This is a genomic window from Streptomyces sp. CB01201 (assembly GCF_002803085.1).
Taxonomy (GTDB): Bacteria; Actinomycetota; Actinomycetes; order Streptomycetales; family Streptomycetaceae; genus Streptomyces; species Streptomyces hundungensis.
Window position 1 is genome coordinate 142,565 of record NZ_NNBJ01000015.1, and the last position, 26,220, is coordinate 168,784.

Here is a 26,220-nt window from a genome sequence, read left to right on the forward strand (position 1 = left end):
CACCGGGCTGACGCCCAGTACCGCGAAGGGCCCGGATCACCTGGTGATCCGGGCCCTTCGCGTGCGTGCGCCCGTTCGGCGGGCGGCGGCGTTTCTAAGCGGCGGCCTTCTTGGCGCCGGAGAAGGCGGCCACCGCGGCGACCGCGAAGAAGAGGAAGGTGAGCGGGTCCGCGTCGGCCTTCCAGCCCTCGTTCAGGAGGCTGAAGTGGTCGAAGAACAGCTCGGAGACGGTCACGGGAAGCGCCTTGCTGGCGATGATCGCCTCGCCCAGGAGCTGGCCGAAGTAGACCGCGACCAGCGAGAGCACCGCGCCGAGGACGGGCAGCGCGGGGTTGCGGCCGCCGACCTTGCCGGCCGCGAAGCCGACGAGGAAGCCGACACCCACGGCCGCGTAGCCGATCTCGTGCTTGGTGGCGCCGATGATCGCGCCGTAGATGCCCGCCGTGACGACGGCGGCCACGACCGCGGCGATCAGGCCGAGCGCGAAGTTGTTCCGCACCGGGGCCGGCGGCGGTGCCACCGGGTAGCCGAAGGCCCCCTGCGGCGGCTGGCCCTGGTCGAACGGGCCCTGCTGCTGCGGCTGCTGCGGTGGCGGAAAGGACTGGCTCATCTTCGCGTTCCCCCCTGGAAACAAACATGGGCAAGCGCACGGCTGTGCGATTGCGGTCCCGAAGAGTAACAGCCGCACCACGCGTCACATAAGAATTATGTAAGGCAGGGCTCACAACCGGTGCGCCGCCCCCGCCGGGGTCGCGCCACGGGTGTCGAGCAGGAGCTGGGCCTTCACCGCGAGGCCCTGGAGGTCGTAGGTGTGGTGGTGCTGGAGCAGCACCGTCAGATCGGCGTGCGCGGCGGCCTCGTACAGCGAGTCCGCGCGCGGAACCGGCTGGTCGCGGACGCGCCAGGTGGGCACATGGGGGTCGTGGTACGTGATCTGCGCCCCCAGGTCCATCAGGCGCCCGGCGATCTCGCGGGCGGGTGAGCCCTCCTGGTCGGCGAAGTCGGGCTTGTAGGTCACGCCGAGCAGCAGGACGCGGGCGCCGCGGGCCGACTTGCCGTGCTCGTTCAGGAGCGTGGTGGAGCGCTGGACGGCGTAGCTCGGCATGTGCGCGTTGATCTCGCGGGCGAGGCCCACCATGCGCAGGCCCGCGTACGGCAGCGGGGTCGGGTCGAGCGGGAGGCCGTGGCCGCCGACGCCGGGCCCCGGGCGGAAGGCCTGGAAGCCGAACGGCTTGGTCTCGGAGCAGCGGATGACGTCCCACAGGTCGACGCCCATGTCGTGGCAGAGCACGGCCATCTCGTTGACCAGGGCGATGTTGACGTGCCGGAAGTTGGTCTCCAGGAGTTTGGACATCTCGGCCTCGCGCAGGCCGCGGGCGCGGACCACCTTGTCGGTGAGCCGGCCGTAGAACGCGGCGGCCGACTCCGTGCAGGCCGGCGTGAGCCCGCCGATCACCTTCGGGGTGGCCGCGTAGGTGTGGGCGCGGTTGCCGGGGTCGATGCGGCTCGGCGAGTAGGCGAGGTGGAAGTCCCGCCCGGCCCGCAGTCCCGAGCCCTCTTCGAGGATCGGGCGCACGAAGTCCTCGGTGGTACCGGGGTAGCCCGCCGACTCCAGGATGACGGTGGTGTGCGGGCGCAGCCGCCCGGCCAGGACGCGGGCGGCGTCGGCGACCGCCCCGAGGTCGAGGGTGCGGTCGGGGGCGAGCGCGGTGGGCGCGCAGATGACGGCCGTACGCACCCGGCCCAGCTCGGCCGGGTCGCCGGCGGTGTGGAAGCCGCCCGCGAGCATCCGGCGCAGTTCGGCGGGGGTGAGCGAGCCGTCCACGGGGGTGCGGCCCGCGTTGAGCTCGGCCATGGTGCGGGGGTCCGTGTCGTGGCCGACGGTCTGGATGCCGGCGGCGACGGCGGCTTGGGCGAGGGGCAGGCCCAGGTGGCCGAGTCCGATGACGGCGAGGTCTGCGGGCATGTGACCGTCCTTCCCTTAGCCGGAGGGGACATGGAGCGCAAGCCCTGTGGACAGAATGGGCGTGCGGAATGTCAGACTAAGAGGAAATATGACTGATTTGCCGCATTGTGAGGGCCCGGCAAGCCGAGTGTTGTCCACAGGCGGTGGCCGATGTCGGTGGTCCCGTCCAGAATCGAGGGTGTGAGCCGGACCACCCGGTCCGCGCGACCACCCCGATCCACGGGAGGCAAGCCGTGAGGACAGCGACACTGGGACCCGAGCAGCGCGCACAGGCGCTCGCCGCCATGGCCGATCGCGAGCTGGACGTGCTGGTCGTGGGCGCGGGGGTGGTCGGAGCGGGCACGGCCCTCGATGCGGCGACCCGGGGCCTGGCCACCGGTCTGGTCGAAGCGAGGGACTGGGCATCGGGCACCTCCAGCCGCTCCAGCAAGCTGATCCACGGCGGGCTGCGCTATCTGGAGATGCTGGACTTCGCCCTGGTGCGCGAGGCCCTCAAGGAGCGCGGGCTGCTGCTGGAGCGGCTGGCCCCGCATCTGGTGAAGCCCGTCCCGTTCCTCTACCCGTTGCAGCACAAGGGCTGGGAGCGGCTGTACGCGGGCTCGGGCGTCGCGCTCTACGACGCGATGTCCGTCTCCTCGGGCCACGGCAGGGGCTTGCCGACGCACCGTCATCTGAGCCGCCGCCACGCGCTGCGCGTCGCCCCCGCGTTGAAGAAGGACGCGCTGGTCGGAGCGTTGCAGTACTACGACGCCCAGATGGACGACGCCCGTTATGTGACCACTCTCGTGCGCACCGCCGCCGCCTACGGGGCCCATGTCGCCAACCGGGCCCGGGTCGTCGGCTTCCTGCGCGAGGGCGAGCGGGTGGTCGGCGCCCGGGTGCAGGACGGCGAGGCGGGCGGCGAGTACGAGGTCCGCGCCAAGCAGGTGGTGAACGCGACGGGCGTGTGGACCGACGACACCCAGGCCCTGATCGGCGAGCGGGGCCAGTTCCACGTACGCGCCTCGAAGGGCATCCACCTGGTGGTGCCCAAGGACCGGATCCACTCCAACACCGGGCTGATCCTGCGGACCGAGAAGTCCGTGCTCTTCGTCATCCCCTGGGGCCGGCACTGGATCGTCGGCACCACCGATACCGACTGGGACCTCGACAAGGCCCACCCGGCCGCCTCCAGTGCCGACATCGACTACCTGCTGGAACACGTCAACTCGGTGCTCGCGGTGCCGCTGACCCGGGACGACGTCCAGGGCGTCTACGCCGGTCTGCGGCCGCTGCTCGCCGGGGAGTCCGACGCCACCAGCAAGCTCTCGCGCGAGCACACCGTCGCGCATCCGGTGCCGGGGCTCGTGGTCGTCGCGGGCGGCAAGTACACGACGTACCGGGTGATGGCGAAGGACGCCGTGGACGAGGCGGTGCACGCGCTCGACCAGCGGGTGGCGGACTGTGTCACCGAGGACATTCCGCTGCTCGGCGCCGAGGGCTACAAGGCGCTGTGGAACACCCGGGCCAGGATCGCGGCCAGGACCGGGCTCCATGTGGTGCGCGTGGAGCACCTGTTGAACCGGTACGGCTCGATGGCCGAGGACCTCCTGGAGCTGATCACCGCCGATCCCACGCTCGGCGAACCCCTCGCCGCGGCCGACGACTACCTGCGCGCCGAGATCGTCTACGCCGCCTCGCACGAGGGTGCCCGACACCTGGACGACGTACTGACCCGGCGCACCCGCATCTCGATCGAGACCTTCGACCGGGGCACGCTCTCGGCCCGGGAGTGCGCGGAGCTGATGGCGCCGGTGCTCGGCTGGGACAGCAAGCAGATCGACAAGGAGGTGGAGCACTACGAGAAGCGGGTGGAGGCGGAGCGGGAGTCGCAGCGCCAGCCGGACGACCTGACGGCGGACGCGGCCCGGCTCGGCGCGCCGGACATCGCCCCGGTCTAGCGCGGCCGCGCGCGGTTCGGCGCTGGGGATCAGGGAGACAGGCCTCGCCCTCTGCGTACTCGCCCTCGATGTTCGGCGGAAGTCGGCTTCGGGGAGCGCGAGTTCGAGGAGGTACGGCGCCCTCGGGCCGCGGGGCGCCCCCGGTGCGGGGTACCACGCGGGGCGCAGGGGGAGCAGGGGAGCGCGGGGCGCGGACGGTTCGGGTGGGAGTGGGGGAACCGGACCGGTGCTGTCCGCCGTGTAGTTGAAGAGACCGCTGGTGCGAGAGGGCAGGGAGGGCAGGGAACGCCGGGTGAGGTGGCGGTCGACGTTGCCGTGCCCGCGTACAGGACCGGGCGAACGCCGGTCCACGGCGCCGTCGAGCCCAAGGCTGCCCTGGCCGCCTGCCGCAGTACTACGGTGGCCACGAACGACTTGGCAGGGCTGCCCGTAGGGAAGTGGCCGTCGCCGCGCCGAGCAGGGCTCGGAGCATCGGCACGGCGGTCGTCCCTTCCCCCACCGCCAACTTGGCGGAGGCTCGGACCCGGGACCATCACCGGTCCCGGCGTGAGGGACAATGGGGGCTCTGCCAGGGCGGGTTACGGGCCTCGCGCGGACGCCGGGTTCGACGACGGCTCCGGTGCGGCCGGGCACCCGGCAGGACAGACAGGTCGGAGCGGTGAGCCGGTCCGCCACCACGAGGGCAGGTCGCGGAGGGCAGGTCGCGGCAGGCCGCGGGCCGAGGCCGGCGCGGGCGAAGATCAGGAATCGCAGAGGGGACGCATGTCGCAGGCGGAGCAGTCGCGGGAACCCCAGCGGGACGAGCGGCAGGAACCGGAGGCGTCGTCGGCGCCCGCAGAGTCCGCCGCGGACGCGGCGGGCACGAAGTCCGGGCGGCGCCCGGCGGACGCGGCGGGCGCCGCGACCCCGGCCGACCGTTCGGACCGGGTCGCCGAGCCCGAATCCGGCGCTGACGCGACGGCGAAGCCGGGCGCGGGCAAGTCGGTTGATTCCGGACGGAATCCGGCTTCATCCGAGGACAACTCGGGCTCCCGGGAGGGAGATGCGAAGTCCGGCTCGGCCGCAGCCGCCTCGAAGGGCAGGCCCGATCCCCGGGCGTCGGTGGCCAAGTCCGGTGCCGCCGCCTCGGACGCCGAGCCGAGTGCTTCGGCCGCGAAGGCCAAGTCGCCTTCGCGCCCCGGCGGAGCCAAGTCCAGGCAGGGCGGCGGCTCGGCGTTCGCGGCGCCGGGTACGGGTGCGGGTACCAGTGGGGCCGGGGGCGCGGGCGGGCGTGCCGGCGCCCCGGGCGCCGAGCCCGCCGCAGTCCCCGCTGAGCCGAGCCCCGTTGACGCCACGTCAGCATCGAAGCCGGGCTCCGGCCCGAGCGACGCCAAGCCGGCCACCAAGCCGAGCCCCTCGGCCGCCGACGCCAAGGCGAGCCCCTCGGCCGCCGACGCCAAGCCGAGCCCCTCGGCCGCCGACGCCAAGCCGGTTGCCAAGGGCGCCTCCGCGGCTCCGGCCGACGCCAAGGCGAGCCCTGCCAAGTCGACCCCCTCGGCTGCTGCCGCCAAGGCGAGCCCCGCCAAGGGCGCCGCTCAGGCCGCCGCGCCCCTCGTCGAGAACGGCGAAGGGCGGCTGCTCGCGGGGCGGTACCGGCTCGGTGGGGTGCTCGGGCGGGGCGGCATGGGTACCGTCTGGCGGGCCGTCGACGAGACGCTCGGGCGGACCGTCGCGGTCAAGGAACTGCGCTTCCCCTCCAGCATCGACGACGACGAGAAGCGCCGCCTCATCACGCGCACCCTGCGCGAGGCGAAGGCGATCGCCCGGATCCGCAACACCGCCGCCGTGACCGTCTACGACGTCGTGGACGAGGACGACCGGCCGTGGATCGTCATGGAGCTCGTCGAGGGCAAGTCGCTCGCCGAAGCCGTGCGCGAGGACGGCACGCTGACGCCCCGCCGGGCCGCCGAGGTGGGCCTCGCGATCCTGGACGTACTGCGTTCCGCACACCGCGAGGGCATCCTGCACCGCGACGTCAAGCCGTCCAACGTGCTGATCGCCGAGGACGGCCGGGTCGTGCTGACCGACTTCGGCATCGCCCAGGTGGAGGGCGACCCCTCCATCACGTCCACCGGCATGCTCGTCGGCGCGCCCTCGTACATCTCGCCCGAGCGGGCCCGTGGCCACAAGCCCGGCCCGGCCGCCGACCTGTGGTCGCTCGGCGGGCTGCTGTACGCGAGCGTGGAAGGCGTGCCCCCGTACGACAAGGGCTCGGCGATCGCGACGCTGACGGCGGTGATGACCGAGCCGGTCGACCCGCCCAAGAACGCGGGCCCGCTCCTGGAGCAGGTCATCTACGGACTGCTGGCCAAGGACCCGGCGCAGCGGCTCGACAACGCCGCCGCGCGCAAGCTGCTCACCGAGGTGCTCAACGCCCCCGAGCGCCCCGAGCCCGCGCCGGAGCCGGTCTCCGCCGAGGCGACGCGGGTCATTCCGCTGCCCCGCGAGCCGAAGACCGACGCGGCCGCCGAGCGGATGCGCGGCGCGCTCAAGTCCGTACGGAACGCGGCGGCCGAGGCCAAGGCGTCCGCCAAGGAGAAGGCGCAGAGCACCCGCGAGGCGAGGGACGTCCGGTCCAAGGCGGTGCCCGCGCGGACCAGGTCCGGGGCGCCGTCGGGCCCGGTGCCGCCGCCGCGCGCGTCGCTCACCGACGTGGTGCCGCGCCGCACCCTGGTGATCATCGCGGTGGTCGCCGCGCTCGCCGTCCTCGGCACGGTGCTGGCCATCACGCTCAGCTCCGGGGGCGACTCCTCGGGCAAGGCCAAGGGGGACAAGTCGGCTTCCAGCGGGCCCGCGGCCGCGGGCTCTCCGGCGAGCAGCAAGCAGGGCGGCGGCGGCCAGAAGCCGTCCGGCGGGAGCACTCCGTCGGGCCAGGGCGCATCGGCCGGGCAGAGTGAGGGCAAGGGCGACGGCGGCACCAGCGACAACACCGGCACCGGTAGCAGTGCGGGTACCGGCGACGGCAGCAAGGGCGGCGACACCGGCAACGCCGCCACCACGCCCTACAAGTCCGCGCAGGGCTTCTCCATAGGACTGCCCGCGGGTTGGTCGTTCAGCAAGACCGACGACGCGGGCGACCGCTTCAACGGGCCCGACGGGCAGCGGCTCCTCATCGGCTGGACCGACAGCCCGAGGAAGGACCCGGTGGCGGACTGGACGAGCCAGGAGTCCGGCATGACCAGGTCCGGATACAAGCGCGTGAAGATAGCCGCGGTGAACTACCGGAACTGGCCCGCGGCCGACTGGGAGTTCACCTACAACGACGACAGCGGGGCCAAGTACCACTCGGTGGACCGCGGCTTCGTCGTCAGCCTCAGCCAGGGGTACGGGATCATGTTCTCGGCCAAGGACGCGGACTGGTCGAAGCCGGAGACCCAGCGGACACTGGCCACGCTCTTCGCCACCTTCCAGCCCGCCTGACCCCGTCGGGCCCCAAGGCGGCCCCGTCGGGCCCCAAGGACGGCCGGTCCGGAGTAAACGGGCATCCCGAGGGCACGATGTGGCAAGGCCACGTATCGTGAGAGCTCGCGGACCGTACGCAGCCACAATGGGCCGGTAATCGACCGGAATTGGCGTGTTGTGCGGTGCCGAGGGCCATGGTCCGGGGGTACAGCGCGCTGTGGGGAGGCGTCGTGGACGAGTATGCGGGTCGGGTGCTCGCCGACCGCTTTCGGCTGCCGCTGCCCCCTGATGACGGCTACGACCTGATCGAGACCCGCGCCTTCGACACCTACAGCGGCCAGGAAGTCCTGGTCCGCCAGATCCCGTTGCCCGAGATCGTCGATGCCGAGATGCTCGACGGAGACGTCGATGACCCGTACGGGACGCCCGACGCCTATATGAGGGGCGGGCCCGGCAGTGGCCATGGTGCCGCGCCCGGCAGTGGTTACGGTTCCGCGCCCGGTTACGGGCGGACCACGCGCCGGCCCGCGGATCCGGATGTGCGCCGGGCCGTCGAGGCGGCTCAGGCGGCCGCGCAGATCCCCGATCACCCCCGCCTCGACCAGGTCTTCGACGTCTTCGCGCAGGACGGCTCGCTGTGGATCGTCAGCGAACTGATAGCGGCCCGGCCGCTCTCCGCGCTGCTCGCCGAGCGGCCGCTGAACCCCTTTCGCGCGGCGGAGGTCGCCTCCGATGTGCTGACCGCACTCGCGGTGCTGCACGCGCACGGCTGGACGCATCGCAACATCACCGCCCGTACGGTGTTGATATGCGATGACGGCCGGGTCGTGCTGACCGGCCTGGCGGCGGGCGCCGCCGAGGAGGCGCTGTGCGGGTACGCCCCGGTGCCGTTCCCGCAGGACGGCAACGGCTTCGGCGAAGCCCCGCCCCCGTTCCCGCCATCGGTGCCGCCCGGCTTCAACGACCTTGCCCCGCAGGCCACTTCACCCGGACCGTCCGAGCCGCCCCACGGGTCCGAGCCGCCCGCCCCGCAGCCGTCCCCCGGGCCGCCCGGCCCGGCCGTACCGCCCGGCGCCGCCGCGCGGGCCGGGGTCGTCGCCGCGTACCGCGCGGGCGCCAGGGCCGCGGCGGCGCGCTCGGCCGCGGACGCCGCCCTCCCGGCCCAGCGCCCCGACCCGGAGGCCGACCACGGCGACGGGACCGGCCGGACCGATCACACCGGCCGGACCGACTACACCGACAGGACCGACCGCACCGGCCGCGCCGAGCACGCCGACCGGGCTGACGAGGGCATGTACGACCCCGTGCGCGGCGTACGGGTGCCGAACGGTGCCATCGCCAGCCCGTACGCCGACGAGGACGGGCCGGACTCCGGCCGCACGCGCCGCCAGTACGACCCGGTGACCGGCCGCTGGGTCCCGCGCCCCGCGCCCCGGCAGTCCGAAGCGCGGCCGGAGGGCCCGCGCCAGATCGGCCCCGGGCCGTCCGAGGAATGGCAGGGCTCGCCACGTCCGGCCGCGGCCGGTCCGAGCGGGCCGCGCGAGCGGGACGACGCCCCGGCCGTCAACTCCGGCCGCCAATCGGCCGGTTCGGCCGCCAATGCGCCCGCGCCCCGAACTCCCGCGCTGCCCCCCGGCTTCCGCGCCGACGCCTTCCGTGCCGACTCGCAGCGCCGCCCGCACCCCAGCGCGCCGCTGCCCGTCCCGGCCCGGGAGCGCACGCCCGCACCGGAGCGCGGCCAGGCCCCGGCCGAGCCGGGCTCCGCCCCCTATCGCGGCCCGGCCAACCGGCTGGCCGCCGAGCGCGCCCGGCACACCCGGATCGCCGTGATCGGCGCGGTCACCGAACGCTGGGCGCCGGAGCAGGCCGGGCCCATACACGAGAACTGGCGGCTCGCCCCGCCGATCGGCCCCGCCACCGACCTGTGGGCACTCGGCGCCCTGCTGTTCCGCGCGGTGCAGGGCCACGCCCCCTACCCCGAGGACAGTGCGGCCGAGCTGGTCCAGATGGTCTGCGGTGAGCCGCCCGCGTTCGCCGAGGAGTGCGGCCCGCTACGGCCCGTCGTCGAGTCGCTGCTGCGTCAGGACCCCACCGAACGGCCCGAGTTCGAGGAACTGCGCGGCTGGCTGCGCTCCCTGGTGCGCTCCGCGCCCGAGCCGGACGCGGGCGCCCGCATCACCCCGCTGATGGTGCCCGACGCCAAGCGGCTGCCCATTGTGCGCCGCCGGGGCGAACTGGTGCGCCGCAGAAGGCGATCGGCAGCCGTGGCCGCCACCCCGTCCGTGGAGCACGGGCGCCATCGCCACCGCCAGGCCGCCCCGCAGCGCGGCCGACCGCGATCGCTGGGACGGTGGTTGCTCGTCCTGATCCTCCTGCTGCTCGCCGGGGCGATCGCGTACGCGGTGCTGCTCATGCCCCGGAACGACTCCGCGCAGAGCGCCGGCAGCGCCAACCCGCCCCGCCCGAGCGGGCAGCAGGGGACGGGCGCACAGCCCGGCGACTCCACCGTGCCCACGCCCCGCGGCACCCCGCCCTCCCAGCAGACGCAGACCACCGGTCCCGGCGGTCCCAGCCCCACTCCGGCCGCGGGGTACGTCGTGCGCAAGGACGAGGAGGGCTTCCAGGTCGGCGTCGACCGGAGCTGGCAGCGCCAGCCGATGAACGACGCCGGGCAAGTCCGTTATGTCGGTGGTGACTTCACGCTGATCGTCGTTCCCGGTAGAGATTCGGTGAAGGACAACGGCTCGGACCCGCTGGCCTATCAGGCCGACAAGGAGCGCGAACTTCAGCCGTTCCGGGACTCCAGCTGGTCCACTTCCACCGGCCTCCGGAGCATCCAGGTGGGGCAGCAGGTCATGGCCGAAGGGCAGTTCACCTGGCGTGACAGCAGTGGTCGGCAGGTGTACGTCCGCAATCTCGCCATGATCATCAATGGCCGGTATCACGTGGTCCAGGTCATCGGCCCGGAGTCGCAGCGTGACAAGGTGACGGAGATCTTCGGGCAGGCAACGGGCGCCTATCGGGCCACCCGCTGACGGTCGGTCACACTCCGCAGTCTCCTAAATCACCCTGCCTGTACGGGATTCGGCCGATTCGCTCGGTGGGGTGCCGGGGCGAATGGCCTGATCACTGCGGGACCAAGGGCCCGTATGGTCACGGTTGGGTGCCCCAAGGTTCCCTGGCCGGATTCCGCTCCGTAATCTGGCTCCGAAGGAAAGTCTGGTCGGGCGGGGGACGTGGAAAACACTCACAGCACGAACGGCTCCGGCGCAGGACTGCTGCTGGCCGGGCGCTATCGGCTCGGCGACGCGATAGGCCGCGGCGGGATGGGCAAGGTCTGGCGTGCCCACGACGAGGTGCTGCACCGCACCGTCGCCGTCAAGGAGCTCACCGCCGCTCTATACGTGGCCGAGGCCGACCGGGCGATCCTGCACGCGCGTACCCAGAAGGAAGCCCGCGCCGCCGCCCGCATCACTCACCCCGGCGTGGTCACCGTGCACGACGTGCTCGACCACGACAACCGGCCCTGGATCGTGATGCAGTACGTCGACGGGCCCTCGCTCGCCGACGCCGTGAAGGCCGCCGAAGGCCATCGCATCGACGCCCGTGAAGCCGCCCGCATCGGCCTGCACGTCCTCGGCGCGCTGCGCGCCGCGCACGCCGCAGGGGTGCTGCACCGCGATGTGAAGCCCGGCAACGTCCTGATCGCGAGCAACGGGCAGGTGCTGCTCACGGACTTCGGGATCGCCGCCATCGAGGGCGACGTCACCATCACCAAGACCGGCGAACTCGTCGGCTCCATCGACTATCTGGCGCCCGAGCGCGTCCAGGGCGGCCACCCGGGGCCCGCCTCCGACCTGTGGTCGCTGGGCGCGACCCTGTACGCCGCGGTGCAGGGCGAGTCGCCGTTCCGCCGGGACTCGCCGATCTCCACCATGCAGGCCGTGGTCGCCGAGGAGCCCCCCGCGCCGGACCGGGCCGGTGCGCTGGCCCCCGTCATCGTCGCGCTGCTCCGCAAGAAGCCGGAGGAGCGCCCCTCGGCCGAGGAGGCCGAGCGGATGTTCCTGGAGGCGATGGAGGGCCGGGCCGCCAAGTCCGCCCAGGCCTATGTGCCGACGCGTCAGGTGTCCGAGCAGGAGCTGCGCTCGGCCGACGCCTCGCGGACGGGGCCCACCGAGAGGCAGTCGCCCCCGCTGCCGCCCCCGGCCCCGGTGCGGCCCGCGCCGGAGCCCTTGGCCGGCCGCCCGGAGCCGCGCAGGCGCCGCTGGCGGACCGCCGCGCTCGTGGTCGCACTGGCCGCGGTGGTCGGTGTGGGCGCCGGGTTCGCGGTGATGAAGTACCAGGAGCACGGCGGGAGTTCGGGTTCCGTGAACTCCGGTACCCCGTCCGTCTCCCGGACGCCCACCACCCCCGATGCCGGGCACCCGTCGGGCGGGGGCGACAATTCCGTCCCCGCCGGCTGGCAGCGCGTCAAGGACCCGGTCGGCTTCAGCCTGCTCGTGCCGAAGGGCTGGAAGCGCCAGCTGGACGGCAACGAGATCGACTACACCCCGGACAACGGCAAGCACCGCATCCGGATAAGCGTCGACAAGCTGCCCGACTTCGAGAACCCGTACATGCACATGCTCAACATGGAGAAGTCGCTCAAGGACCGGCTGCCCCAGTACAAGCGCGTCACCCTGCACAGCAACACCTACCGCGACCAGGTGAAGTCGTCCCTCTGGGAGTTCACCTACGTGGAGAAGCAGGACTTCCCGGGCAAGCGGCACGCCATCGACCAGATGTATTACGGGGACGGCGGCAGGCCCGAGTACGCCCTCTACATGTCCGGTCCCGAGGAGGACTGGGCGACCACCCGCCAGCAGTTCGACACGGTGCTCCAGGGCTGGCAGCCCCCTTCCTCGACCGCGGGCTGATCCGCCCGCTCCCGCCCGCGGCGAACGCCGCCGGAGCCGCCCGGGGTGCGGCATGATGGGCCCTTGCAGGTGTGCGGGGGAGATCGAGGGGGGCCCGGTGCCCACAGCGGAGCAGGATCCGAAAGAACCCCAGGACCGTCAGGGGCGCCTCAACTCCCGTCTGGTGGCCGGACGTTACCGGCTCGTCGGGCGGCTCGGCCGGGGCGGGATGGGCACGGTGTGGCGGGCGCACGACGAGCTGCTCGGTCGCCATGTGGCCGTCAAGGAACTGCACCCCGACAGCGGCGTGCCCGCGACCGCGGCGCTGCGCGAGGCCCGCGCGGTCGCCCAGATCAAGCACCCGCATGTGATCGTCGTCCACGACGTCGTCCAGGAGCCCGCCCCCGAGGGGCCCCCGGGGGCCCGGCGTTCGTACATCGTGATGGAGCTCGTCGACGGCGGTTCGCTCGCCGACCGGCTCGCCTCGGCCGGACCCGTCGGGGTCCAGGAGGCCGCGCGCATCGGGGTCGCCCTGCTCGGCGCGCTCGCGACCGCGCATGCCCGGGGGGTACTGCACCGCGACCTCAAGCCCGCGAACGTCCTCATCGAGGAGGAGGGCGGACGCGTCGTGCTCACGGACTTCGGCATCGCGCAGGTGCCGGGCACCTCCACGATCAGCGAGGAGGGCGCGTTCGTCGGCTCGCCCGAGTACACGGCACCCGAGCGGATGCAGGGCGCCGGCGCCGGACCCGAGTCGGACCTGTGGTCGCTCGGTGCGCTCCTGTGCGCGGCCCTGACCGGTGAATCCCCCTTCCACCGCGACTCGTTGGGCGGGGTCCTGCACGCCGTCGTACTCGACGAGATCCGTCCGCCCCGGGCCGCGGGTCCCCTGCTGCCCGTCGTGCACGGCCTGTTGGAGCGCGATCCCAAGCAGCGGCTCGGCGCGACCGAGGCGGAGTCGCTGCTGCGGGCCTTCGCCGACGGGGGCAGCGGCTCGCGACCGCGCTACGTGCCGACCGAGCGGGTCGAGTCGCCGCCGCCCCCGGCCGGCGCGGTGACCCCGGCCGATGCCGTCCCCGCGCCCCCGGTCGCCCCGCCGAGCCCCGCCGCCCGACCCTGGGGAGCCCGCCGCATCCTGGTGGGGGCCGCCCTGGTGATCGTGCTCGCCGGGGCGGGCGCGGCCGTCGCGGTGTTCGCGCTCGGCGGGGGCGGGGGGCACCGGCACGCGGCCGAGCGTGCGGCGCGGACCGCGGCCCCGCCCGTCGCGTCCTGGCGGCCGCCTCCGCCGCCACCGCCCCCGCCTCCGCGTCAGGCGCCGCCGCCGGTGCCCGACGGATTCCACTTCGTCCGCGACCCGGACGGCTTCGGGATCGTCCTGCCCGACGGCTACACCCGCAGCACCGACGCCCAGCGCGTGTTCTACATGTCGCCGGGCGGCGCCCTGCGGGTCGGCATCCGGACCCAGAACGCCGTGTCCGGCGGGCCGCTCGGCGTCATGCGCCAGTCCGCCGCCAACGGGGCCACCACCAACCCCGGTTACCGCGACGCCAAGGTCACCGCGACCACCCACCACGGACGCGACGCGGCCCTGTGGGAGTTCACCTGGAACGGCTTCACCAGGGCGGAGGGCCCCCGCCACACCTACGACGTGTCCTGGGACGACTCGGGCCGGATGTACGACGTGTGGGTCTCGGCCCCCCTCGGCCGCCTCGACGAGGCGAAGCGCACCTTCGACACCGCCCTGGACTCGTTCGTCCCGGGGCCTTGACGCGGTTCTCCGTCACGGCTGTGCATCCGTGTCCGGCCGGAAGTGGCAGCCGGGACCGGTGTTCGTCAGGATGTGGGCATGATTGACGATGGGGGAGGGGCCGACGAGCCCACCAGCTACGCCTTGCGGCCCCCGGAGCCCGCTCCGGTGCCGCACCAGCAGACGGTGGCGGAGCCGACGCACCAGCGGACGGTGCCGGAGCCGGCGCAACGGCGGACACCGCCGGCCGGGCCGGACGGCTACGAGCCGACGCGGCAGCAGTCAGCCGACGGCACCGGCCGGCTGCTCGGCGGGCGCTACCGTCTCGTCGGCCGGCTCGGGCACGGCGGCATGGGCACCGTGTGGCGGGCCCATGACGAGGTGGTCGAACGGGACGTCGCGGTCAAGGAGCCACGCGTTCCGGACCACTTGGGGGAGCGCGATCGCGCGCATGTATATCTGCGCATGCGGCGCGAGGCGCGCGCCGCCGCCCGCATCGACCACCCCGGCGTGGTCACCGTGCACGACGTCGTCATGGAGGACGGCAAGCCCTGGATCGTGATGGAGCTGGTGCGCGGCCAGTCGCTCGCCGACCGGCTCCAGGAGGGCACCCTCGACGTCCGCGAGGCGGCCCGGACGGGGCTCGCGGTGCTCGGCGCGCTCACGGCGGCGCACGAGGCGGGTGTCCTGCACCGGGACGTCAAACCGGACAACGTGCTCCTCGGCCGCGGCGACCGCGTCGTGCTGACCGACTTCGGCATCGCCCAGGTCGAGGGCGAGCAGGGCCTGACCGAGACCGGTGCCTTCGTCGGCTCACCCGAATTCATCGCCCCGGAAAGGGTGTTGGGCCGGCGGCCCGGACCCGAGTCCGATCTGTGGTCGCTCGGCGTCGTCCTGTACGCGGCGGTCGAGGGCATGTCGCCCTATCGGCGCAGCAACGCTGCGGCCACCCTCCAGGCGGTGCTCTCGGCCGAACCCCAGGTGCCCGCCCGTGGCTCCGGAGCGTTCGGCGCCCTCGTCATGCGGTTGCTGCGCAAGGACCCGGCGGCCCGGCCGAGCGCCGCCGAGATCCGCGCGGCCCTGGAAGCGGTCGCCGACCCGGCGCCGGACCCGGCGGCGGCCACCCGGCCGGACCCCCGGGCCCCGGCCCCGGCGGTCGGCAGCCGCTGGGTGCCGCCGGTCCTGGCGAGCAGCCGCGGGGCGCGGTTCGGGCTCGGGGGCGGGGCGCTGGCGGTGGCGGTCGCGCTCGTCCTGCTCCTGGCGAATCCGTTCGGCGGCGGCGGGCTTCCGGCCGGCTGGCAGGTGCGGCCCGAGAACGAGGTGCTGCACGCGGACCTGACGGTCCCCGACGAGTACGCGCGCACCCAGAGCAGTGCCGGGGACAGCGTCACCTACGACGATCCGAGCGCCGTGTTCCAGATCTACGCCGACCGGCCCGACCCGGCCACCGACACCACGCACCAGACGCTTCCCGCGGACCCGGCGGCCTGGAAGGCGTACTACGAGAAGGGCGGCAGGAACGGCATCGAGTTCACCCGGGCCGAGGTGACCACCACCGACGCCCGGCACCAGGGCACGAAGGCGTACGACATCGTCACCGAATACACCCCCAACGCGGAGGTCTCCAAGCCGCATCCGACCCGCTACCGCTACCACGAGCTGCTCGTGCCCGGTAAGGGCTCCGGCTACTGGCGGCTGCGGGTGTCGATGCCGGCGGCGGGCCGGGCGGCCGTGGACGGCGAGGCGCTGTTCGACCGGGTCGCGGACGGTTTCGAGATCCACGATCTCTAGGCCGAAAGATCCACGATGAGGAAGCCCTCGCGCCTCCGGCGTGCATCCGGCGTGCTCCGGTACGCGTAACCCGCTGATCAGCAGTTATTCAGCCAGTGATCGCTGGCGCGGTTTCCGGGGTCCTGAAAAGCTGTTACCGACGGGTACCGAAAGTGCTCCGGCGGGCATACGCTCGGCGCATGACGGACTCGCAGGCCTCGCCCACGACCACCCGCACGCCCGCCGGGACCAACCCGGTCGCCCCGGCACCAGCCGGTGCGCGGACCGCCACCGATGTGGTCACGGGCCAGCTCGTCGCCCAGCTGACCCGGGGCGTGGCCGGGTCCGGGCGGACCGCCAACCACACGCCGTTCACCGGTGAGAAGCTGGCCGACCTGCCCGAGTCCACCCCCGAGGACGTCGCCGACGCCTTCGCGCGGGCCCGCGCCGCGCAGCGCTCCTGGGCCGCGACGCCGGTCCGTGCCCGCGCCGCCGTGCTGCTCCGCTTCCACGACCTGGTCCTGGCCCGGCAGGCCGAGGTGCTCGACCTGATCCAGCTGGAGACCGGCAAGGCCCGGCTGCACGCGCACGAAGAGGTGCAGGCCGTCGCCGTCGCCGCCCGCCACTACGGGCGCAAGGCACCGGCCTATCTGAAGCCGAAGCGCCACACCGGCGTCGTGCCCACCCTGACCAAGGTCACCGAACTGCGCCAGCCACGCGGGGTGGTGGGGCAGATCGCGCCCTGGAACTACCCGCTGGAACTGTCGGTGGGCGACGCGCTGCCCGCGTTCGTCTCGGGCAACGCCGTCGTGATGAAGCCCGACACCGAGACCGCGCTCACCGCCCTGTGGGCACGCGATCTGCTGATCGAGGCGGGCCTGCCGGCCGAGGTCTTCCAGGTCGTGCTCGGCGAGGGCCCGGTGGTCGGCCCCGAGGTCGTCCGGCACGCCGACTACGTCTCCTTCACCGGCTCGACCCGCACCGGCCGCGAGGTCGCCCAGGGCGCGGCGGCCCGACTGGTCGGCGTATCACTGGAGTTGGGCGGCAAGAACGCCATGCTCGTGCTCCATGACGCCGATGTGGAGAAGGCGGCCGCGGGCGCGGTCCGCGCCTGCTTCTCCTCGGCCGGCCAGCTCTGCATCTCGATCGAGCGGCTGTACGTTCATGAATCGATCGCCGACGCCTTTCTTGAGCGATTCGCCGCACGGACGAAGGCGATGCGGCTCGGCCGCTCACTCGCGTACGGCGCCGACATGGGCTCCCTGGTCGGCGAGCGCCAGCTGGAGACCGTCACCCGGCATGTCGAGGAGGCCGTCGCCAAGGGGGCGAGGCTCATCGCGGGCGGCGTGGCCCGCCCCGACATCGGCCCGCTCTTCTACGAGCCCACCATCCTGGACGGCGTCGAGGCGCCGATGGCCGTGTGCACCGAGGAGACCTTCGGCCCGGTCGTCTCCGTCTACCGCTTCACGGACGAGGGCGAGGTGATCGAGCGCGCCAACGCCACCCCCTACGGCCTCAACTCCTCGGTGTGGACCAAGGATTCCAGGCGCGGCCACGAGGTCGCGGCCCGGCTCGGCACCGGCACGGTGAACATCAACGAGGGCTATGCCCCCGCCTACGGCAGCGTCCAGTCGCCGATGGGCGGCATGAAGGACTCGGGCCTCGGCCGCCGGCACGGCTCCGAGGGCATCCTCAAGTACACCGAGGCCCAGACCGTCGCCCAGCAGCGGCTCATCCCGCTGGCCCCCTCCTTCGGCATGGACGACGAGAAGTATGCCGCCTTCATGACCCGCAGCCTCAAGGCCATGAAGGCACTGCGCCTGCGCTAGCTCCCGAGTCCGCCCCGACCTCGCCAGGAAACCCGCCCCGCACCACCGCCCCCCCCCGTGCACGAGGAGAGCCATGTCCCAGGTACCCCCTGCCCAGAATCCGGACGAGGACGGCGGATACGACTACGACGTCGTCGTGGTCGGCTCGGGCTTCGGCGGCTCGGTGACGGCACTGCGGCTGACCGAGAAGGGCTACCGGGTAGCCGTCCTGGAGGCGGGCCGCCGCTTCACCCGGGCCACGCTGCCCAAGAACTCCTGGGACATCAAGAACTACCTGTGGGCGCCCAGGCTCGGCCTGTACGGCATCCAGCGCATCCATCTGCTCGGCAATGTGATGGTGCTCGGGGGCGCGGGGGTCGGCGGCGGCTCGCTCAACTACGCCAACACCCTGTACGTCCCGCCGAAGCAGTTCTTCGACGACCCGCAGTGGAGGGACATCACCGACTGGCAGGACGAGCTGGCGCCCTACTACGACCAGGCGCGGCGGATGCTCGGGGTGCGGCTCAACCCGACGATGACGCCCTCCGACGTCCACCTCAAGGCCGCGGCCCAGCGCATGGGCGTCGGCGACACCTTCCACATGGCGCCGGTCGGGGTCTTCTTCGGCGACGGCCAGGACGGTGACGGTGCGTCAAAGGCCAAGCCCGGTAAGGCTGTTGACGACCCCTACTTCGGTGGTGCGGGCCCCTCGCGCAGCGCGTGCACCGAATGCGGCGAGTGCATGACGGGGTGCCGGCACGGGGCGAAGAACACCCTGAACGAGAACTACCTCTACCTCGCCGAGAAGGCGGGCGCCGTGGTCCACCCCATGACGACCGTGGTCTCGGTGACCGACGACTCGCGCGGCGGCCATGCCGTCGCCACCCTGCCCACCGACCGCAAGGACGCCCCGGGCCGGCTGTTCACCGCCCGACGCGTCGTCATCGCGGCCGGTACCTACGGCACCCAGACCCTGCTCCACCGCATGAAGGCGAGCGGTCAACTCCCGTACATCTCGAAGCGGTTGGGCGAGCTGACCCGCACCAACTCCGAGGCGCTCGTCGGAGCCCAGACCACCAGCCGCCGCTACCGCAGCCGGCACGGTGCGGCCGACGTCGACTTCACCCGGGGCGTCGCCATCACCTCCTCGATCCATCCGGACGAGAACACCCACATCGAGCCGGTCCGCTACGGCAAGGGCTCGAACGCGATGGGCAGCATGTCGATCCTCCAGGTGCCCTACGGCGTCAACCGGGTACGCAACTGGCTCGGCAACGCGGCCAAGCACCCGCTGCTCCTCGCACGTTCGATCAGCAACCACCGCTGGTCCGAGCGGACGATCATCGGCCTGGTCATGCAGTCGCTCGACAATTCGCTCACCACGCATCTCAAGCCGGACGGCGTCGGCAAGGGCCTGCTGACCGCTGAGCAGGGCCACGGCGCGCCCAATCCGAAGCAGATCCGGGCGGCCACCGACGGCGCCACGGCGATCGCCGCGGAGATCAACGGCTTCGCGGGGTCGAACGTGGGCGAGCTGATGGGCACCCCGCTCACCGCGCACTTCCTGGGCGGCTGCCCGATCGGCGACTCGGCCGAGACCGGCGTGATCGACCCGTACCACCGGCTGTACGGACACCCCGGCATCTCGGTCGTGGACGGCGCGGCGGTCTCGGCGAACCTCGGCGTGAACCCGTCCCTGACGATCACCGCACAGGCCGAGCGCGCGATGTCGCTGTGGCCCAACAAGGGCGAGGCCGACCTCCGCCCGGCGTCGGGCGCGGCCTATGTCCGGCTCGCCCCGGTCGAGCCGAAGTCCCCGGCGGTCCCGGCGGAGGCGTTCGGCGCGCTCAAGCTCCCGTTCCTGGGCATGCCGGCGGTCCCGCCGAAGCCGGGGGAGTGAGCCGCGCGGACCGTCCCGGCGGATCAGGGCCGTCGATGAGCCGTGGGTGATCGCTTACGCAAACGATCACACAAGCAATCGAAAGCCGGCCGGACACGCCAGAGGCGCTGCACCCCCCTCCGAGTGCAGCGCCTCTCACGTATGCGGAGACCTGGTGGAGCCCCGTCGGCGGAAACGGAACGCGGACGGGGCTGTTGGTTCCACATGCATGACCTGTGGCTCCTGTGAATGGTTGTCCAGCCTTCACGAAATCCTTATGTGATCCACACCACTCCTTTTGTGCGGCAACCATCGGCCCGCTCCACGGGTCGAACCGCTGCCGCGGCGTGTGCCGCCCAGTGCATGTCAAAAGGGGTCATCAGAAGTGAGCGAGAAGCCGCCGGTCTCGAAGGAGTCGTCGGGTGACGACTCGGTGCCGGACGACGTCTGGGACCGGTTCATCCGCGACACCGAGCTGGACATCCGGGCGTCCGCGCCCAAGGAGCCCTCGGCCCGGGCCCGGATGGTGACCGACCGGCTGCGCAAGGAGCAGGAGGCGGCCGGGGCCGCCGGGGCCCGTGGCCGCACGGGCAGGCGCGGGGGCAGGACCAAGGGCCGCCCCGCCGAGCCGGCGGGCTGGCGGACCGGTCCGGCCTGGCAGGAGATGAACGGGCGGGCCGCACGCAAGCGCCGGATGTGGGGCGTGCTCGGCGTCTTCCTCGCCGCGGGCGTCCTGATGGTGGCCCTCAATCCGTCCCGGGCGCTGTCCGTGGTGACCGGCGGCGACGGCTCGGACGGCACCGCCGTCGCCCCGCTCCCGGCGGAGACCGCGGCCCCGACCGGCGCGCCGCCCTCCTTCGACCCGGACCGGCCCACCCTGAAGGAGCCGTTCCGCGGCTCGCCCGCGGTGCAGTACGCGGACGGCGCCGCCGGCATCGAGCTGCCCGACGCCACCGCGCTCGGCGGCCTCTCCAAGGAGCGGGTGGCCGCGGCCCTGGCCGCCACCCGCACCCTCCTGGTCGAGTCGAACCTGTCCCCGGCCACCCTGCGCGGCGAGCGCCCGGAGGCCGCGCTCGCCCTCATCGATCCGCTGGAGAAGGAGGTCCTCGACCGGCTCAACACCGGTCTGGTCAAGCCGGACAAGGGCAACGATCCGCTGACCCTCTTCTCCCGTTTCGACCCGAAGAAGGTCAAGCTCGTCGGTGACGTGGTCAAGACCCGCGGCCGCATGACGTTCGACAAGGGGTCCGACGGCGAGGTCGTCGTGCACGCCGACTACACCTTCGTCTACCCGCTGGTGAAGGCCGCGCCCGGCTCGACGGAGGTGGCCCGCACGATCGTCCGCCGTGTCCTCGACGTCCAGGTCTCCGACCCGTCCCGCGTGCGCTCCACCCCGGGGAAGCTCTGGCTCGTCTCCTACGACGAGAGCATCGGCAACTCGCAGTGCGACCTCTACGACGGCTACCTGACCCCCGGGTTCGCCGACGAAACCCCCTCGGGCCCGTCCCCGAGCGGCTCCCCGCTCGACCCGTACGACCGGCACAAGCCCCTGGACGCGGACCGCTCGGAGGGCTGCGGGACCGTGACGCGCACCTGAGCGAGAACGCCAACGCCCTTATCAGGAAAGGGAGTTCTGATGAGCCCGCGCTTGAACGCGCGCTCCTGGAACCCTCTGCCGCGTCGCCCCTGACGCAGGCGAAGGGCCCCGCGGTTCGGCCCGTACGGGGTGTGTACGGGCGGCCTGCGGGGCCCTGGGCCGTCAGCACCGACGTCAGGGCAGCGTCGGTGCCGCGGGGGGCGGCGCCGGGGGGTGCGCCGCTGGACTGGTGCGGGCGCCAGGTGGCCGCCCCGGCGCGTGCGGGGCGCGCGAGTGGTGTCGACCAATGGCAACGGGTGTACGGGGTAAGGGACTTGTCTCTGCATCGTGCTGGATGGGCCGCGCCCGGCGCAACCGTTTCGACCGGATGCGGCCGGCCCCGGGCGTCCCCGGAACCGACCGCCCTTATGGGGTGACCGGGCTGCTGTCCCCTGCCGTCCGGTCACACACACCGGGGCGAGGTCCCACGACGCACTTGCGATGCGTCACACGCCCCAGCGGAGCCACGCGTGGTTTTTTCGGGCCCGCCCCTGGCTGGCACGGACACCCCACCAACGAAGCCGGGCCGGACCCGGTCACGGCGCCGTACGGGTGAGGAGCGCCCGAACTCAGATACGGCCCCGGCACAGCTCCAGGAGCGTCATCGCGAGGGCGGTGCCGGGCTTGCCGAGCGCGTCGCTGAAGTGCGTCAGGACCTCCATCTCGCGGTTCAGGTTGACCCGGCGGCCGCCGGAGGCGATGCGGGACTCCTGGATGACCGCCGAGACGGCCATGCGTTCCTGGACGAGACCGATGATGCGGTCGTCGAGCGCGTCGATGCGCTCGCGCGCTCCGGTGATCACCGCGGCGGCCTCGTCGGTGCGGGCGCCGGTCTTCTCGGTGACGGAGATGCTCATGGGGGCTCCTCGGGAGGGATGCGCGCCCCGGATCGGCAAGGACCGGAAACCACTGAGCGCCCCGGGCCTTGTCGGCCCGGGGCGCTCAGTGGAAGTCGCTTGTCAGTTGCTCAAGCAGCACGACCATGGCGCCCGGCGGGCCGGGTGCCATAGGTAAAGACGAAGGTCTGGTGCTTGCGCATGCCGACAGTATGGACCGACGCCCGGGAAGCGGGCCAATCCGGGTTCGGATGGTGAGACGAAGCCGGACCCGCGCGCCCCGGTAGAATCGACAAAACCGACCCCCTCCCACCGCCGGAAGGCCGCCACCCGTGCCAGCAGCACCCTCCGCAGCCGCGCCCGACAGCAACCCGGACGTCGTCCTGGTTGTCGACTTCGGCGCGCAGTACGCCCAGCTCATCGCCCGCCGCGTCCGCGAGGCCCGGGTCTACAGCGAGATCGTCCCGAGCAGCATGCCGGTGGCCGAGATGCTGGCCAAGAACCCCAAGGCGATCATCCTCTCCGGCGGCCCGTCCTCCGTGTACGCCGAGGGCGCCCCGCGCCTGGACCGCGCGATCTTCGAGGCCGGGGTGCCGGTCTTCGGCATGTGCTACGGCTTCCAGCTGATGGCGACCACGCTCGGCGGCACGGTCGACGACAACGGCGCCCGCGAGTACGGCCGCACCCCGCTGACGGTCTCCCAGCAGGGCTCCACCCTCTTCGAGGGCACCCCGGCCGAGCAGTCGGTGTGGATGTCGCACGGCGACGCCTGCTCGGCCGCCCCCGAGGGCTTCACGGTCACGGCCTCCACGGACGTCGTCCCCGTCGCCGCCTTCGAGAACGACGAGAAGAAGCTCTACGGCGTCCAGTACCACCCCGAGGTGCTGCACTCCACGCACGGCCAGCAGATCCTGGAGCACTTCCTCTACCGCGGCGCCGGCATCGAGCCGACGTGGACGACGCACAACGTCGTCGAGGAGCAGGTCGCCCTGATCCGCGAGCAGGTCGGCACCAAGCGCGCGATCTGCGGCCTGTCTGGCGGCGTGGACTCCGCGGTCGCCGCGGCCCTCGTCCAGAAGGCCATCGGCTCCCAGCTGACCTGCGTGTACGTCGACCACGGCCTGATGCGCAAGGGCGAGACCGAGCAGGTCGAGAAGGACTTCGTGGCCGCCACCGGCGTCCAGCTGAAGGTCGTCGACGCGCAGGAGCGATTCCTCACCGCGCTCGCCGGGGTCTCCGACCCGGAGACCAAGCGGAAGATCATCGGCCGCGAGTTCATCCGCGTCTTCGAGCAGGCCCAGCTGGAGATCCTCCAGGAGGACGGCCCCGAGGTCGCCTTCCTCGTGCAGGGCACCCTGTACCCGGACGTCGTCGAGTCCGGCGGCGGCACCGGCACCGCGAACATCAAGTCGCACCACAACGTGGGCGGTCTGCCCGACGACATCGAGTTCGAGCTCGTCGAGCCGCTGCGCAAGCTGTTCAAGGACGAGGTCCGCATGGTCGGCCAGGAGCTCGGCCTGCCCGACGAGATCGTCCAGCGCCAGCCCTTCCCCGGCCCCGGCCTCGGCATCCGCATCGTCGGCGAGGTCACCAAGGAGCGTCTGGACCTGCTGCGCGAGGCCGACGCGATCGCCCGCGAGGAGCTGACCGCGGCGGGCCTGGACCGCGAGATCTGGCAGTGCCCGGTCGTGCTGCTCGCCGACGTGCGCTCGGTGGGCGTGCAGGGCGACGGCCGCACCTACGGCCACCCGATCGTGCTGCGCCCGGTCTCCTCCGAGGACGCCATGACGGCGGACTGGACGCGGATGCCGTACGACGTGCTCGCGAAGATCTCCACCCGCATCACCAACGAGGTCGCCGACGTCAACCGCGTCGTCCTCGACGTGACGAGCAAGCCCCCGGGCACCATCGAGTGGGAGTAGTTCCCACCGGCTCAGCGAAGGCGACGGCGTCGTCCCCGTACCGGGGGGCGGCGCCGTCGCCGTTGGCCCGGGTGCGGGCGCCGCCCGCCGCCGTTGTCACCGACGCCCGCACGACTCTGTTCACCTGCGGTAACGCGAGGTAGCTTCCGGCCATGACTGAGATGCCCGAGCCGATACCCGTGGACCAGCTGCGGTTCGATCTGCCACCCGTGCACGACGACCCCGCCCAGGAGCGGCAGCACCGCAAGGAGCGGCTCGCGGGCGCGCTGAGACTCTTCGCCCGGTTCGGGTACGAGGAAGGCGTGTCGGGCCATGTCACCGCGCGCGACCCGGAGTTGGCCGACTGCTACTGGGTGAACCCGTTCGGGGTGCCGTTCGCGCACGTCACCGCGGGCGAGCTGGTCCTGGTCAACGGGGAGGGCCAGGTCGTCCAGGGCGGTCACCATGTCAACCAGGCCGCGTTCACCGTGCACGCCCAGGTGCACCGGGCCCGCCCGGACGCCGTCGCCGTCGTCCACACCCACTCCACGTACGGCAGGGCGCTCGCGGCGCTCGGCGACTTCGTCGAGCCGTACACGCAGGAGGCCTGCGCCTTCTTCGAGGACCACGCGGTGTACGACGCCTACACCGGGGTGATCGTGGACGCCGAGGAGAGCCGGCGGATCGCCGCGGCGCTCGCCTCGCACAAGGCCGTCGTGCTGCGCAACCACGGGCTGCTCACCGTCGGGGACTCGGTGGACGCGGCGGCCTGGTGGTTCATCTCGATGGAGCGGTGCGCGAAGGTGCAGCTCGCGGCGCGGGCGGCCGGCAAGCCGGTGCTCATCGACCGGCGGGACGCGGTGGCCACCCGTGACCAGCTCGGCAGTGATCTCGTGGCGTGGATCAACTACCAGCCGCTGTGGCGGCAGATCAGTCGCGCGGAGCCCGAACTTCTGTCGTAGTACGTCAATTTGATGGTGCGTCAATCACCCTTCGGGCCGGGCAGCGCCGGTCTTGGGGCGGTCTCGGTGCGCGACAATTCCCTGACGGTTCAAGGGATGTGGCGTAGGGACGGAGTGCCCGGTGGCAGTGCAGGAGGCTCGGCAATGCGGAGGTGACTGCGTGCACGGCGCGCGCGACGGGCACCGGCGCGCGGTGGCGGAGTTCCTCGCCAAGCGGGACGGACTCGCCGCGGGCGAGGGGCTGCCGGCCGTGCTCGCCCACTCCGTCGGGGCGTCGCGCCAGTGGGTGTCCGACGAGCTGACCCAGTCCGCGAGAGCGGTCGCCGAACGCGGCCGGGAAGCGGGCCGGGTCTGGCCCGAGCGGGTCTGGTGGGGCACTCTCGGCACGGTCTGGGGCGGCGTGGTGACGCTCTCGCTGGCCGCGTCGGCGACCGCGATCGGCGCGGGCTGGACGCCCGCCCGCACCGCGGGACTGCTGGCCGCCCTCGCCGTGGCGGCCCCGGCGACCGCGGCGGCGCATGCGCACCGCGCGCACGGCGGGCTCCTGGCGCCCCTGCTCGGCGAGGACAACCGCCTCTCGACCTCGCGGGCGGTCGCGGCGGCCTGGGCCCTGTTCGCGGTCTTCGCGACGCTGGTCCTCGCCCTGCGGCTGGCCGCAGCCGCCGATCCCGCCGAGCGCGAGCAGGTCCTGAAAGGTCTCCAACTGGCCCACTGCAGCGGCCTGTTGGCGGTCCTGTCCGCCACCTCGGTGATCGCGGTGGTGGCCCGCCTGGTGGTGACGTCACGCATTCGGGGCCGGCGCCTTCAGAAGCTGCGGGCCGACCGGCCGCGCGGCGCCGACCTCGTGACCGACGACGCGGGGCGGGGCAGCTTCGCGGACGCGCAGTACGTCGCGTCGACCCTGGTCGCCATCCTCTTCGCGGCGGTGCGCCTGGCCCGCCGCCCCGATCAACTCCCCGATCTGCCCTGGGGGTTGGCGGCGCTGGTGCTCGTCTCCGCCGCGACGTACCTGACCGGGAAGTGCGCGGAGGGTGCCCGGCCCGTCGTGCACTCCGTCGTGCGGGCCCGGGAGGCGGGGGACCTGGACGCGCCCATCCGTACCGGGGACGACATCGAGATCCGGGGCGCCGGTTTCGTCCCGCCGGGTGCCGGCACCCCGGACCGGCTCGCCCGCGTGGCGGTGCGCATCGGCGCGGTCCACGTCCACGTCCCGCTGATCCCGGTGCCGGGCGGCTTCGCGAACCCGGCGGACGGGGTGCTCACGGTGCCGGTGCCGGTGGACGTCGAGCCGGGGCGGGTGGAGGTCCGGGTGGTGACGGCGGCAGGGGTCGAGACGAACGCGGTGCTCGTGGAGGTCGCGGAGTAGGGGCCGATCCCGCCCGGCTGACCGGAGTGGGATTGAGACAGGCGTTCCCCCCGTCCGTATCGTCTGGTGACAG

At 72.9% G+C, this 26,220-nt stretch carries 15 protein-coding genes; 12 read left to right on the top strand and 3 right to left on the bottom strand.

Translation table 11 applies throughout. From position 1 onward, the window contains the following. Positions 1 to 94: 94 nt before the first annotated feature. Both CG740_RS28725 and CG740_RS28730 read right to left on the bottom strand, forming a co-directional pair. Positions 95 to 610, bottom strand: coding sequence for a hypothetical protein (locus CG740_RS28725; RefSeq protein ID WP_100578174.1), 516 nt, complete (start codon positions 608 to 610; stop codon positions 95 to 97). A gap of 111 nt (positions 611 to 721) precedes the next feature. Then, positions 722 to 1,966 carry a nucleotide sugar dehydrogenase gene (locus tag CG740_RS28730; RefSeq protein ID WP_100578175.1) on the bottom strand — a complete coding sequence of 415 codons (1,245 nt, stop codon included), beginning with the start codon at positions 1,964 to 1,966 and terminating at the stop codon, positions 722 to 724. A 233-nt stretch (positions 1,967 to 2,199) separates the two neighbouring features. On the opposite strand from CG740_RS28730, the gene CG740_RS28735 reads away from it, so the two are divergent. The 9 genes from CG740_RS28735 to CG740_RS28775 all read left to right on the top strand — a co-directional run bounded on the left by CG740_RS28735 (position 2,200) and on the right by CG740_RS28775 (position 21,043). Then, entirely contained in the window at positions 2,200 to 3,906 is a 1,707-nt protein-coding gene (locus CG740_RS28735) for a glycerol-3-phosphate dehydrogenase/oxidase (RefSeq protein ID WP_100578176.1), read from the top strand. Positions 3,907 to 4,668: 762 nt separating this feature from the next. Further along, the gene (locus tag CG740_RS28740) at positions 4,669 to 7,365 is read left to right on the top strand and encodes a serine/threonine protein kinase (RefSeq protein WP_100578177.1); all 2,697 of its coding nucleotides are present in this window, start codon (positions 4,669 to 4,671) and stop codon (positions 7,363 to 7,365) included. A 212-nt stretch (positions 7,366 to 7,577) separates the two neighbouring features. Continuing rightward, on the top strand, positions 7,578 to 10,382 hold the full coding sequence (locus CG740_RS28745; RefSeq protein ID WP_100578227.1) for a protein kinase: 2,805 nt from the start codon (positions 7,578 to 7,580) through the stop codon (positions 10,380 to 10,382). A 201-nt stretch (positions 10,383 to 10,583) separates the two neighbouring features. Further along, positions 10,584 to 12,263 carry a serine/threonine-protein kinase gene (locus tag CG740_RS28750; RefSeq protein WP_267895427.1) on the top strand — a complete coding sequence of 560 codons (1,680 nt, stop codon included), beginning with the start codon at positions 10,584 to 10,586 and terminating at the stop codon, positions 12,261 to 12,263. A gap of 208 nt (positions 12,264 to 12,471) precedes the next feature. Beyond that, positions 12,472 to 14,010, top strand: coding sequence for a serine/threonine-protein kinase (locus tag CG740_RS28755; protein ID WP_234376530.1), 1,539 nt, complete (start codon positions 12,472 to 12,474; stop codon positions 14,008 to 14,010). A gap of 78 nt (positions 14,011 to 14,088) precedes the next feature. Further along, positions 14,089 to 15,780, top strand: a complete 1,692-nt coding sequence (locus CG740_RS28760) for a serine/threonine-protein kinase (RefSeq protein ID WP_100578178.1) — start codon at positions 14,089 to 14,091, stop codon at positions 15,778 to 15,780. A 179-nt stretch (positions 15,781 to 15,959) separates the two neighbouring features. Beyond that, the gene (locus CG740_RS28765) at positions 15,960 to 17,588 is read left to right on the top strand and encodes a succinic semialdehyde dehydrogenase (RefSeq protein ID WP_100578179.1); all 1,629 of its coding nucleotides are present in this window, start codon (positions 15,960 to 15,962) and stop codon (positions 17,586 to 17,588) included. A gap of 73 nt (positions 17,589 to 17,661) precedes the next feature. Beyond that, positions 17,662 to 19,467, top strand: a complete 1,806-nt coding sequence (locus CG740_RS28770) for a GMC family oxidoreductase (protein ID WP_100578180.1) — start codon at positions 17,662 to 17,664, stop codon at positions 19,465 to 19,467. 364 nt (positions 19,468 to 19,831) lie between these two features. Beyond that, the gene (locus CG740_RS28775; RefSeq protein ID WP_100578181.1) at positions 19,832 to 21,043 is read left to right on the top strand and encodes a hypothetical protein; all 1,212 of its coding nucleotides are present in this window, start codon (positions 19,832 to 19,834) and stop codon (positions 21,041 to 21,043) included. 608 nt (positions 21,044 to 21,651) lie between these two features. On the opposite strand, the gene CG740_RS28780 is transcribed toward CG740_RS28775, so the two are convergent. Further along, entirely contained in the window at positions 21,652 to 21,939 is a 288-nt protein-coding gene (locus tag CG740_RS28780; RefSeq protein WP_199846603.1) for a chorismate mutase, read from the bottom strand. Positions 21,940 to 22,250: 311 nt separating this feature from the next. Between CG740_RS28780 and guaA the strand changes: the two genes are divergently transcribed. The 3 genes from guaA (at position 22,251) to CG740_RS28795 (ending at position 26,147) form a co-directional block, all read left to right on the top strand. Further along, positions 22,251 to 23,840: a glutamine-hydrolyzing GMP synthase gene (guaA, locus tag CG740_RS28785; protein ID WP_100578183.1), complete on the top strand. Its 1,590-nt coding sequence runs from the start codon at positions 22,251 to 22,253 to the stop codon at positions 23,838 to 23,840. A gap of 152 nt (positions 23,841 to 23,992) precedes the next feature. Beyond that, entirely contained in the window at positions 23,993 to 24,781 is a 789-nt protein-coding gene (locus tag CG740_RS28790; RefSeq protein WP_100578184.1) for a class II aldolase/adducin family protein, read from the top strand. A 121-nt stretch (positions 24,782 to 24,902) separates the two neighbouring features. Beyond that, entirely contained in the window at positions 24,903 to 26,147 is a 1,245-nt protein-coding gene (locus tag CG740_RS28795) for a hypothetical protein (RefSeq protein ID WP_100578185.1), read from the top strand. Positions 26,148 to 26,220: the final 73 nt, after the last annotated feature.

Excerpts from the sequence above, each read along its gene's own strand:
- CG740_RS28725 (WP_100578174.1), bottom strand. The coding sequence starts at position 610 with ATGAGCCAGTCCTTTCCGCCACCGCAGCAGCCGCAGCAGCAGGGCCCG.
- CG740_RS28730 (WP_100578175.1), bottom strand. The coding sequence starts at position 1,966 with ATGCCCGCAGACCTCGCCGTCATCGGACTCGGCCACCTGGGCCTGCCC.
- CG740_RS28740 (WP_100578177.1), top strand. The coding sequence starts at position 4,669 with ATGTCGCAGGCGGAGCAGTCGCGGGAACCCCAGCGGGACGAGCGGCAG.
- CG740_RS28755 (WP_234376530.1), top strand. The coding sequence starts at position 12,472 with ATGGGCACGGTGTGGCGGGCGCACGACGAGCTGCTCGGTCGCCATGTG.
- CG740_RS28760 (WP_100578178.1), top strand. The coding sequence starts at position 14,089 with ATGATTGACGATGGGGGAGGGGCCGACGAGCCCACCAGCTACGCCTTG.
- CG740_RS28765 (WP_100578179.1), top strand. The coding sequence starts at position 15,960 with ATGACGGACTCGCAGGCCTCGCCCACGACCACCCGCACGCCCGCCGGG.
- CG740_RS28770 (WP_100578180.1), top strand. The coding sequence starts at position 17,662 with ATGTCCCAGGTACCCCCTGCCCAGAATCCGGACGAGGACGGCGGATAC.
- CG740_RS28780 (WP_199846603.1), bottom strand. The coding sequence starts at position 21,939 with ATGAGCATCTCCGTCACCGAGAAGACCGGCGCCCGCACCGACGAGGCC.
- CG740_RS28790 (WP_100578184.1), top strand. The coding sequence starts at position 23,993 with ATGACTGAGATGCCCGAGCCGATACCCGTGGACCAGCTGCGGTTCGAT.